Annotated in this window: 9 protein-coding genes and 1 pseudogene; 3 read left to right on the top strand and 7 right to left on the bottom strand. The window is 60.4% G+C overall.

What is annotated here, in order from left to right; all coding sequences use genetic code 11:
- Position 1: 1 nt before the first annotated feature.
- The 3 genes from SOP97_RS13415 to SOP97_RS13425 form a co-directional block, all read right to left on the bottom strand.
- Entirely contained in the window at positions 2 to 1636 is a 1635-nt protein-coding gene (locus SOP97_RS13415; protein WP_322949522.1) for a methyl-accepting chemotaxis protein, read from the bottom strand.
- Positions 1637 to 1922: 286 nt separating this feature from the next.
- Positions 1923 to 2717, bottom strand: a complete 795-nt coding sequence (locus tag SOP97_RS13420) for a hypothetical protein (RefSeq protein WP_322949524.1) — start codon at positions 2715 to 2717, stop codon at positions 1923 to 1925.
- A 101-nt stretch (positions 2718 to 2818) separates the two neighbouring features.
- Positions 2819 to 3571 carry a tellurite resistance TerB family protein gene (locus tag SOP97_RS13425; RefSeq protein ID WP_322949533.1) on the bottom strand — a complete coding sequence of 251 codons (753 nt, stop codon included), beginning with the start codon at positions 3569 to 3571 and terminating at the stop codon, positions 2819 to 2821.
- A gap of 286 nt (positions 3572 to 3857) precedes the next feature.
- Between SOP97_RS13425 and SOP97_RS13430 the strand changes: the two genes are divergently transcribed.
- The gene (locus tag SOP97_RS13430) at positions 3858 to 4520 is read left to right on the top strand and encodes a transglutaminase-like cysteine peptidase (RefSeq protein WP_322949525.1); all 663 of its coding nucleotides are present in this window, start codon (positions 3858 to 3860) and stop codon (positions 4518 to 4520) included.
- Positions 4521 to 4526: 6 nt separating this feature from the next.
- Here SOP97_RS13430 and recJ read toward each other — a convergent pair whose 3' ends face one another.
- The 3 genes from recJ to gtfA form a co-directional block, all read right to left on the bottom strand.
- Positions 4527 to 6239, bottom strand: a complete 1713-nt coding sequence (gene recJ / locus SOP97_RS13435) for a single-stranded-DNA-specific exonuclease RecJ (RefSeq protein WP_322949527.1) — start codon at positions 6237 to 6239, stop codon at positions 4527 to 4529.
- A gap of 201 nt (positions 6240 to 6440) precedes the next feature.
- Positions 6441 to 6980 carry a YaeQ family protein gene (locus SOP97_RS13440; RefSeq protein WP_274086921.1) on the bottom strand — a complete coding sequence of 180 codons (540 nt, stop codon included), beginning with the start codon at positions 6978 to 6980 and terminating at the stop codon, positions 6441 to 6443.
- Between the two features lie 73 nt (positions 6981 to 7053).
- Positions 7054 to 8496 (bottom strand): sucrose phosphorylase, encoded by a 1443-nt coding sequence (gtfA, locus tag SOP97_RS13445; RefSeq protein ID WP_322949529.1) that lies wholly within the window; start codon positions 8494 to 8496, stop codon positions 7054 to 7056.
- Positions 8497 to 8674: 178 nt separating this feature from the next.
- On the opposite strand from gtfA, the gene SOP97_RS13450 reads away from it, so the two are divergent.
- Together SOP97_RS13450 and SOP97_RS13455 are read left to right on the top strand one after the other, a co-directional pair.
- A complete protein-coding gene (locus SOP97_RS13450) occupies positions 8675 to 9871 on the top strand; it encodes a CaiB/BaiF CoA transferase family protein (protein ID WP_322949530.1) in 1197 nt (398 codons plus the stop codon).
- A gap of 4 nt (positions 9872 to 9875) precedes the next feature.
- Positions 9876 to 10514 (top strand): 2'-5' RNA ligase family protein, encoded by a 639-nt coding sequence (locus SOP97_RS13455; protein WP_322949532.1) that lies wholly within the window; start codon positions 9876 to 9878, stop codon positions 10512 to 10514.
- An 86-nt stretch (positions 10515 to 10600) separates the two neighbouring features.
- Here the strand turns inward: SOP97_RS13455 and SOP97_RS13460 are convergent.
- A pseudogene (locus tag SOP97_RS13460) lies at positions 10601 to 10734 on the bottom strand (group II intron maturase-specific domain-containing protein); the annotation flags it as partial.

Here is a 10734-nt window from a genome sequence, read left to right on the forward strand (position 1 = left end):
TTCAGACCTTGAATCGGCTGACGCCGCTACGCAGGCTACCGGCTACCTGGTTCAGCTCATCAATCGCCGCACCGGCCTGGCGCAGCGAATCCACCGTCTGGCCGCTGGCTTCGCTCAACTGCACCAGCGCCTGATTGATCTGCTCGGCCCCCGTTGCCTGGGCCTGCATGCCCTCGTCAACCATCTGCACCCGCGGTGCCAACGCCTGCACCTGATGAATGATCTGCGTCAGCTGATCACCGACCTGGGCCATTTCGCTATTCCCTCGGCGTACCTCTTCGGAGAACTTGTCCATGCCCATGACACCGGCCGACACCGCGGACTGGATCTCGCGCACCATTTGTTCAATGTCATAGGTAGCGACTGCCGTCTGATCGGCCAGGCGACGCACCTGGGTGGCCACCACGGCAAAGCCACGGCCGTATTCGCCTGCTTTCTCGGCCTCAATCGCGGCGTTCAGGGACAGCAGATTGGTCTGATCCGCCACTTTGACGATGGTGGTCACCACATGATTGATGTTGCCGGCCTTCTCGTTAAGGATCGCCAGCTTGGCATTCACCACCTCCGCAGCCCCCACCACATGGCGCATTACATCTTCCATGCGGGCCAGACCTAACTGACCCGAACCGGCCAGCACCGAGGTGTGTTCAGCGGTACCGGACACCTCACTCATGGTGCGCACCAGGTCGCGCGACGTTGCGGCAATCTCCCGCGAGGTGGCGCCGATTTCCGTGGTGGTGGCGGCCGTTTCAGTGGCCGTGGCTTGCTGCTGCCTGGACGTAGCCGCAATCTCGGTGATGGACGTGGTCATCTGCACCGCCGAGCGCTGCGCTTGGGCCACCAGGGTCTTGAGCTCATCAGCCATGCTGTTGAAGCCTTCCTCGATGGCATTGAACTCATCCCGCCGGCCCATATCCAAACGCGCCGAAAGATCACCGGAACCGAGCTTCTTGAAGGTCTCCACCACGGCAATGATGGGCAAGCTAATCGCCCGCTGCAGGCTGACTGAACTGAGGACCGCCACACCCAGAACAATCAGAATGGCCAGCACCAGGCTCAGTTTGGTCACGCCAACCTCAGTCACAATCTGCTGCACCGCCTGCTCAGCATATTGCCGATTCAATTCGAACAATTGGCTCAATACCGCGCGGGCCTCCGTCCAGGCCGGCAACAGCTGCTCACGGCCCAACTGCGAAGCCTCCTCGGCACGCCCGGCGGCAATCAACTCAAGAAATTGAGCGTGCAGCGTCAGGTACTGATCACGCTTGAGCACGAAACGCTGCGCTTCAACACGTTCCGCCTCACTGCTGATGGTGTTCTGGTAATCCGCCCAGGTTGTCTCCAGGCGCTGCAACAGCTCTTCGAAGGTTTTACGCTCGGTGGCACTCAGGCTCAGACCGGCCGCGCCCTCCTGACTAACGATCAGCAGGCGCTGGCTTTCCAGCAGATGATCAGCCCAGGCCAACCGCGCCAAGCCGACCAACTGCATACCCGGCGCAGCCGATGTACTCACCTTGATCGCGGCCTGCTCGACTGTCGCCAAGCGGTAATAGGCTGTGGCAGACAGCAGCAGAAGGATAACGACCACCACAGAAAAGCTCGCGATGATGCGTTGCCGGACAGTCAAGTTCTTCACAATATTCCCCACTCGGTTAAACGCACCCGGCCAGCCACAGGCTGATCGCGGATAAATAGATGCAAGGACTCTAGAGATTGCCCTAGCCAGCGGCAAGCCTTGAAACAGCAGGAAAGACAAAGGCACCGACTCTCAGCCCGCGCCCTGCAAACAACTGAGCCATGCCACCGCCAGAGCAGAGGGTCGGCGTCGCTGCTGCCCGCCTTGATATTTATCGCGTGCACCAGGCTCAAGCCCTCGCCAACGGCGTGACCTCCGTAGGGGTAACCTGCCCCCTGGCGGATAATTATTGAGCCCGCAGACGCAGCAACTGGTCAGCCAGCTCGGCTGCATGCCGCTCGACCACCAACGGCACCAGATTGTCGCTGTAGCCAACCAGACGCGCGTAGATAAACGTCCAGCGCGTCAGCGCTCGCTGTAATCGCTGCTGCTGCGCCTGCGTCAGTTCAAGAGCCAGGCTGGCGAGTTCGCCATCGACCTGCTTGGCCAGCACATCGATGTCCTGATTCAGGTAATGCGCCTGTTGCTCAGGCAAGGTCTCGATACCGCCGACATAGGCACGCGCGGTGTAGCGCGCCGCCAGGTATTGCACCTTGGCCGGCAGGCTTTGCAAACGCAGATCCGCCGGCGGCAGTGGCAGCGCCAGGCCTTTGAGCAGCTGTAGCTCAAGCGTTTCAAGTGCCACCAGCAACTCACGCTGGGCCTTGCTGTATTGGAAGTTGAACGCCCACGGCAGGTCTGGTTCGCCGGGGTTATACGCCAGCGTTTGCTCAACCAGCGTAATAAAGGCGGCCAGCGGCGGCTGCAGTTGCGCCATCGCCAAACGTGCGGAATCGGCCAAGGGCTGCGCCTGCAAGGTCTCCACGCTCGCACGCAATTTATCCAGATCAACCTGCACCTTAGTCGCCAGCTCGGCATAGCCACCTTCACCACGATGCACAAACAGATCCGTGCCGGCGCGAAACACCTGCACCTGCGCCAGCTGTACCTGCGTCAGCGCTACATCAGGAGCAGCCTGCAACATCGAGCTGAAAACAACGAGCGCGAGGCTCAGCAGGTAATAGGAGTAGGCGCCGCGCATTGACTCTATATCCGTCGCGTAAAGGCGCGGATTATAGGGAGGCGGACCGACAACAGCGACCAGAAACCTTAGCTAGCCGCCTTATTCGACGGCTAATAACACTATTGGCTCGCGACCAGCTCCTGCCGCACCTGCGCCTCAAGCTCGGTTTTGAGCGCCGGATCCAGCTTGAGTTGACGGGCCAGCTCTTCCAGATAAGCACGCTCCATAAAGTGCTCTTCATCGACCATTAGCACGCTGGCGACATACATTTCTGCGGCCATTTCCGGGGTACTGGCTGCGCGGGCGATTTCGGCGGGGTCCAGCGGCTTGTTCAGCTCGGCCTGCAGCCAATGCTGCAATTCGGCGTCACTGGTGAGCTTGACCAACTCGCCCTCGATCAATTGCCGCTCACGTGCATCGACATGGCCATCGGCTTTGGCCGCCCCCACCAGCGCCTTAAGAATCGCCTGGCTGTGCAACTCAGCCTGCGGTGCCGGCAAGCGGTCCAGGGTTTGCGGTTCGACCTGCGGCGCATTGGCCTGCTGCGCCTGCCAGTTGTTGTAAGCCTTGTAGGCGACGACGCCCAGCGCAGCGAGGCCGCCATAGGTCAGCGCTTTGCCGCCCATCTTGCGCGCACTCTTGTTGCCCAGCAGCAAGCCCAGCGCACCTGCCGCCAACGCGCCACCACCTGCCCCTTTGAGCAGCGTACCCAGATCACCGCTCTGACCGCCCTTACCGCCGCCGCCAAGCAAACCACCCAGCGCGCCCCCCAAACCACCGGCCGATCCACCTGCGGAGCTGCCAGCGGATTTCTGTTGCATCAGGTCCTGACCGGATTTCAACAACTGATCAAGCAAGCCACGGGTAATCATCAAGCGCTCTCCCTAAAAATAGTTGTGCAAGCACACAGACAGATTCTAGAGAGCCGGGTTTACCACCACCTAACACCAGAGTGCTTCGAAAGATTGCCAACGCGCGTAACCCGCACCCAAAACGGCTATTCGTCGGTTAGCCGGCACAAAACATGTCAAATAGTGGTCACCATCACACTGTGCGGGTGGTCGATCTATATTTGGCGCCGATAGGATGGCGAACACAAAGACCCGCAACGGTAAAAGGCTATTAAGAGCCAACACCGGAGAACTGCTCCATGCAGCCATGCGTCAACCGCTATACCCACCGTTTACTCCGCAGCCAGCTGCCAGTTGCTGGCTATTCAGCCCCGTACTGGTGGCCGATGCGACAACTCGTCAACCTAGCGCTTTATCGGCGGCACTCAGCGGTGCGCGAATAGCCAGCTGGCAAACCCTGCTCGACAACTCCGCGCATGACGACGAACGCGCCCAGCTGGAGCGGGTCAATCATTTCATCAATCGTTCAGTGCGTTTTGTTAGCGACCAGCAGGCCTGGGGCGCCGATGACTATTGGGCGACGCCTGCGCAGACACTGAGCCTAGGTAAAGGTGACTGCGAAGATTTCGCCATCGCCAAATACTTCAGCCTGGTGCGCATGGGCATATCCAGCGAGAAGCTGCGCCTGACGTTCGTCAAAGCGCTCAAGCAGAACCAGGCGCATATGGTGCTGGCCTATTACCCCAGCGCCAGCGAGCAACCGCTGATTCTCGACAACCTTGACCCACGCATTCGCCCGGCCAGTGAGCGTGGTGATCTGCTGCCGGTGTATTCCTTCAATAACCACGGCGTGTTTCTGGCCAAGTCGCCGCAGCGCGTCAGCCAACCACCGGAGTTTCTTGCGCGCTGGAATGAGCTGAGTGAGCGCGCACTGGCCGATGGTTCGGCCGCACGCTCACCGCAGAGCTAGAGCCAATTAACGCGGGCTGATATGGGCGATCATTAGTTGCACGGATTCCTGGCCACGGAACTCATTTACATCCAGCTTGTAGGCCAGCTCGACCCAGCGCACGGTCGGATTTGGCCAGATTTCGCGGTCCACACCAAAGGCGATACCGTCGAGCTGCACACTGCCGCATTCGCTTTTCAGCACCACCTTGAGGTGCCGCTCGCCGACAACTCGCTGCTGCACCAACTGAAATACGCCATGAAACAGCGGCTCAGGGAAATGCTGGCCCCAAGGCCCAGCATTGCGCAGCTCTTTGGCCAGCGGCAGATGAAACTCTTCGATGGACAGCGCACCGTCAGACAACAGGCGGCCGGTCAGATCATCCTCACAGAGTTGGCGGCGCACCTCCGCATCAAAGGCCGCGGCAAACGCAGCGAAATAGGCTTCAGGCAGTGACAGCCCCGCCGCCATGGCATGCCCACCAAACTTGCTGATCAGCTGCGGATGCTTAGCGGCCACCGCATCCAGCGCATCGCGGATATGAAATCCCGGCACCGAACGCGCCGAGCCTTTCAATACGCCGTCGCCAGCATCGGCAAAGGCAATGGTAGGACGGTGATAACGCTCTTTCATCCGCGAGGCGAGGATACCGATTACACCTTGGTGCCAATCGGCCTCGAACAGGCACAGGCCGAACGGCATATCTTCCAGCGGCAGGTCCTTGAGCTGGGCCAAGGCCTCGCGCTGCATGCCCTGCTCAATCGCCTTACGGTCCTGATTAAGCTGATCCAGCTGCACAGCCATATCGCGGGCCAGGGCTTCGTCTTCGCAGAGCAGGCACTCGATGCCCAGCGCCATGTCATCCAGCCGCCCCGCCGCATTCAGCCGTGGTCCGAGGATAAAGCCGAGGTCGGTGGAGGTGATGCGCCGATGATCGCGCCCCGCCACTTCAAGAATGGCGCGCAAGCCCGGCCGCGCCCGGCCGGCACGAATCCGCGCCAAGCCCTGATGCACCAGAATGCGGTTGTTGGCATCCAGCGGCACCACGTCAGCGACGCTGCCGAGGGAAACCAGGTCCAGTAACTCACCGAGGTTCGGCTCAGGCCGCTGCGCAGTAAACCAACCCATCTCGCGCAAGCGCGCGCGCAGCGCCAGCAACACATAGAACATCACCCCCACCCCAGCCAACGCCTTGCTGGGGAACTCACAGCCCGGCTGGTTGGGATTGACGATGGCATCCGCTGCCGGCAACTCGGCACCGGGCAAGTGGTGATCGGTTACCAGCACGGTCAAGCCAGCAGCCTTGGCGGCGGCGACGCCCTCGACGCTGGAAATGCCATTGTCCACGGTAATCAGCAATTGCGGCTGGCGCTCAAGCGCCACCGCAACAATTTCCGGGGTCAAGCCATAGCCGTATTCGAAACGATTGGGCACCAGATAATCGACATGCGCCGCGCCGAGCATGCGCAAACCCAGCACACCGACCGTACTGGCGGTGGCACCATCGGCATCGAAGTCGCCGACGATCAGCATGCGCTGGCCTTGCTGCAGCCCCTGCACCAGCAAATCGACTGCCGCATCCATGCCCTTGAGCTGCTGATACGGAATCAGTCGTGCCAGGCCTTTATCCAGTTCAACGGCAGACTGCACGCCACGGGCGGCATACAGGCGGGTCAGCAGCGGTGGCAGAGCGCCCAGATCAGGCAGAGTGGCAGGTAACGGGCGGGCTTCGATACGCATCAGGATTCCGGTACAAACGGTGCGGAACGTCCGCTCCTATTTTTTATTAGGGAGACGCAGAGAATCTGTTTTCGATCTCGCGAGCTAGAGTCATGCAAGGCAAAAACAGGCGAGGAAGCGGAGTTTACTGGCTGTAAATGAGCATTCCGAGCCTGTTTTTAACGCAGCAGGGCCGACGCGCAGCAGATCGCAAATAGGTTCTTAGCGCTCGCCGATCAACCACTCAATAGGCAGCTCATGCTGGCCACGCTCATCGGTGACGAACAGTTCGCCGTCGCTGATCATCACGCTCCAGTTCAGTGAGCGGGGCATATCCAGCGCCAGCTTGGCCAGGGCTTCCTGGTCCAGCGCCACCACGTTGATGTTCTTCAGGGTACGCACCGGATCGAGTTCTTTGGTCTGCCAGACGCGCAGATTGCCGTAGGCCACCAGGCTGAATTTCTCGGTACGCCGCGAGCACCAGGTCATGCGCTCGCTGTCCGGCTGGCCAACTTCGATCCAGTGCAGCACGCGATCATCCAGGCTCTTTTCCCACAGGGCGGGCTCATCGACATCCGACAGGCCGCGACCGAACGCCAAATGCTCGTGATAGAATAAGGCATAAGCCACCAGGCGCGCGGCCAGGCGCTCTTCGGTTTCCGAAGGGTGCTTGGCTACGGTGAAACGCAGGTTTTCATAGACGCTGCGGTCCATGTCGGTGAGGTTAAGCTCGATTTTGTAGGTGGTAGACGGCAGGGCCATGCTGGGACTTCTTACTGGGCGAAAAGAGCGCAAGTCTAACCCGAAACGCCCCTCGCCCGCAGGGCACGCCCACTCAACAGCGCATTTTCCGCTCGCTGCCGTCCTCAGGATCACGGTAATCAATAATCGCCTGGCACGTGCTCAGGTCGACATACACGCGGCAGTAATGCTCGCCATGACGCCAGGCCATGGCCACGCTGCGTTCGCCGGACTGATTCAACTCAAAGCGCCCGTCAAAGGCCGGATGGCTATTGCGCAGGCGCATCAGCGGCAACAAGCGTTGTACCAACGGCTGCCGCAGCGCCTCTTCGGCCTCTTCCAGGCTGTAGTAGTGCCGATTGACGTCGCGCGCCTCGCCGGTTGCGCTACACAGCTCAAAATCGTTACAGCCGGCCAGCAGGCCGACGTAGTAAACCTGAGGAATACCGGGGGTGAAAAACTGAATCGCTCGCGCGGCAATGTAGGCATCGTCATTGCGCAGCAGGGCTTCATAGAAGGTGCAGGTCAGCTGATAAATCGCCCCCACGCTGTGCACGCTGACCGCTGAGCGACGCATGATCGGGTCGGCACTGCGGGTCGAGACTTCATCGACCAGAAAGCGAATTTCCGCCTCCGGCAGCATGCTTTCGACATCCGGGATGCAGATGCCGTCATGGGTATCGAGCACGGTGATCTGATTGCGCGGGCACATGCGCAGCCACTGTTTCAGGTAACGGCTTTGGCCGCTGAGAAAGGCATGCAGCACCAGCGGCGGCAGGGCGAATGCATAGGGGCGCATATGCCGGCGTGAGATGGCGTACTGGTAGCTGATGTGGTCATGCACCTCGGGCAGCATCTCCGCGCCGTACTTCTCGCCGGTTTCACGGAACCAGTCGAGGATGCGATAAACATCCGGCTCTACCAGAAAACAGCTGCTGCCAATCTTCTTGGTGGTGTACCCAAACGCATCCAGGCGGAACAGTTTGACCCCGCGCGCGGCGAGAAAGGCCATGTACCGTTCCATCAGCTGATAGGTCAGCGGGGATTCGTAGTTGAGGTCGATCTGCCGCTCAGTGAAGGTGCACCACACGCGGCACGTCTCGCCATTGGCCAGGTGCACATCACGAAACGGTTCTTTCTCCTTGCGGATATGGATCTTGGCCAGGTCTTCCAGGCTGATCTCGCCCAGCTTATCGACCTGCACAAACAAGTCGGCGTAGGGTGAGTCCTGGCCATGGGCAACAAAATCGAGAAACTCCGGCGACTCATCAGAAATATGACTAATCACCAGGTCGACACACAGATCAAAACGCGCCGAGATGCGCTCGACATCCGCCCAGTCGCCGTAGCGCGGGTCGACTTCCATGTGAGTCAGTGGTGAAAAGCCACCGTCCGCATTGGACGGATACATCGGCAGCAAATGCACGCCAGAAAAGGCATCAGCCAGGTGTCGGTCGAGCAGCGTGTAGAGGCTGCCAAGATTGCCACCCAAGCGATCTGGATAGGTGATCAACTGAATCGCGTTGCGCAATGCCATGCTCGCTCCTCATTTGCCAAAACACCCGCCTGCTGTTTGCAGCAGGGCTGTGACTGACCTTAGCGAGACATCGCGGTCATGACCAGCGCGTAGCCGCCCTCGACATACCCTGTGCATATTTTCCCTGTAGCCACACAATCGCATAGGCTTAACCCTGCTTTTTTGCCCTGGAACCGCCATGAGCCCGAACAAACCCTTAGCTGGCCTGAAAGTCATTGAGCTTGGCACCCTGATCGCCGGCCCGTTTGCCTCACGCATCTGCGCCGAATTTGGTGCTGAGGTGATCAAGGTCGAGTCGCCCGATGGCGGCGACCCGCTGCGCAAGTGGCGCAAGCTGTATGAGGGCACCTCCTTGTGGTGGTTTGTGCAGGCGCGCAACAAGCAGTCGATCACCCTCAACCTCAAGCACGAGGCCGGGCGCGAGGTGCTGAAGAAGCTGCTAAGCGAAGCCGACATCCTGATCGAAAACTTCCGCCCCGGCGTGCTGGAAAAACTCGGCCTGGGCTGGGAGGTGCTGCACACCCTCAACCCCAAACTGGTGATGGTGCGCCTATCCGGCTTCGGCCAAACAGGCCCGATGAAGGATCAGCCAGGCTTCGGCGCGGTGGGTGAGTCCATGGGCGGCCTGCGCTACATCACCGGCTTTGAGGATCGCCCGCCGGTGCGTACCGGCATCTCGATTGGTGACTCGATTGCCGCGCTGTGGGGTGTGATCGGTGCGTTGATGGCGCTGCGCCACCGTGAAGTGAATGGCGGCCAAGGCCAGGTGGTCGACGTGGCGCTGTATGAGGCGATATTCGCCATGATGGAGTCGATGATCCCTGAGTTCGACGTGTTCGGTTTTATCCGCGAACGCACGGGCAATATCATGCCGGGCATCACGCCCTCCTCGATCCACACCAGCGGCGATGGCAAACACGTGCAGATCGGCGCCAACGGTGATGCGATCTTCAAGCGCTTTATGCAGGCCATCGGTCGCGACGATCTCGCCACCGCGCCAGACCTGGCCAGCAATGACGGCCGTGATGCGCGCCGTGATGAACTGTATGGCGTGATCGACCGCTGGGTTGGCGCACTGCCGCTGGAGCAGGTGCTGGCGACCTTGAAGCAGGCCGAGGTGCCAGCCAGCCGCATCTTCAGCGCCGAGGACATGTTCCACGACCCGCAATTTCTCGCCCGCGAGATGCTCCTGTCGGCCAAGCTGCCCGACGGCAAGCCCTTCAAGATGCCCGGCATCGTGCCCAAGCTGTCTGCAACGCCTGGCGGCGTCGAATGGGTCGGCCCGGAGTTGGGTGAACATAACCAGGCCGTGCTCAACGCCCTCGGCTACAGCAATGCGCAGATCGCCGAACTGAAAACCCTCGGGGCCATTTAACCCGGTGCTGTTCTCTGACCCGATCAACAGCCCACCGCGGAGCGTAGTTACCGAGCTGCGTGACTACCCCGAGTGGCATCAGGGCCGTAACCGCTATGGCGTGTGGATACTGCCGGTGCAGTGCCCTGCTCTGCTCGCACGCATCACGTTCATCCAGCAGCAACTGGCCGACCTGCTGCACCCGCCAGGCCGGCGTCAGGCGCATATCACCCTGTTTGTCTGCGGCTTTGCCAGTGGTGTGCAGCGGCGTGACGATGATTTCAGCAAGTCGCAGTTACAGCGACAACTCAAGGCACTAGGCCAACAACCGCGTCACGCTTTGAGCTTATCGATTGGCCAACCCGACAGTTTTGCCAGCGCGGCTTTTCTGCCGATCGACGACCCAACAGGGCAATTACTGGCATGGCGCGAATGCCTCGGTGAGCACACTCGTGAAGTTCGCCAAAGCCCCTACCACGCCCATATCACCCTGGGCCTGTATCAGCGGAGCGCTGATGCCGCATTGATTCGTCAGCGTCTAGATGCGCTGAGTGAGTTCAGCCCACGCTCGCTCAAGGTTAATACCCTGCAGTACGGCCACTACCGCGCGCGCCAGCTATTCAGCACGCTGCGCATCCAGCACAGCCTGCACCTCGGCGACTGAGGCTAAACCTAGCGGATCGGGTAGGAGGCGGCCTCACGGCCGCCGTCCTCCCACACCACCGTGCGTACGGTTCCGTACACGGCGGTTCAGGCCATGCGGTTAAGCCGATTGATCGTATCCAGTATCGAGACCAGTCCAAGTCTGTCCCATAGCTTCTTCGGCAGCGCCTGATTCATATGCGGCGCTCCTGAGTTCCACCACGGGCCTCGGCCAGTGAAGG

It is taken from the genome of Pseudomonas spirodelae (assembly GCF_034653255.1).
GTDB classification, from domain to species: domain Bacteria; phylum Pseudomonadota; class Gammaproteobacteria; order Pseudomonadales; family Pseudomonadaceae; genus Aquipseudomonas; species Aquipseudomonas spirodelae.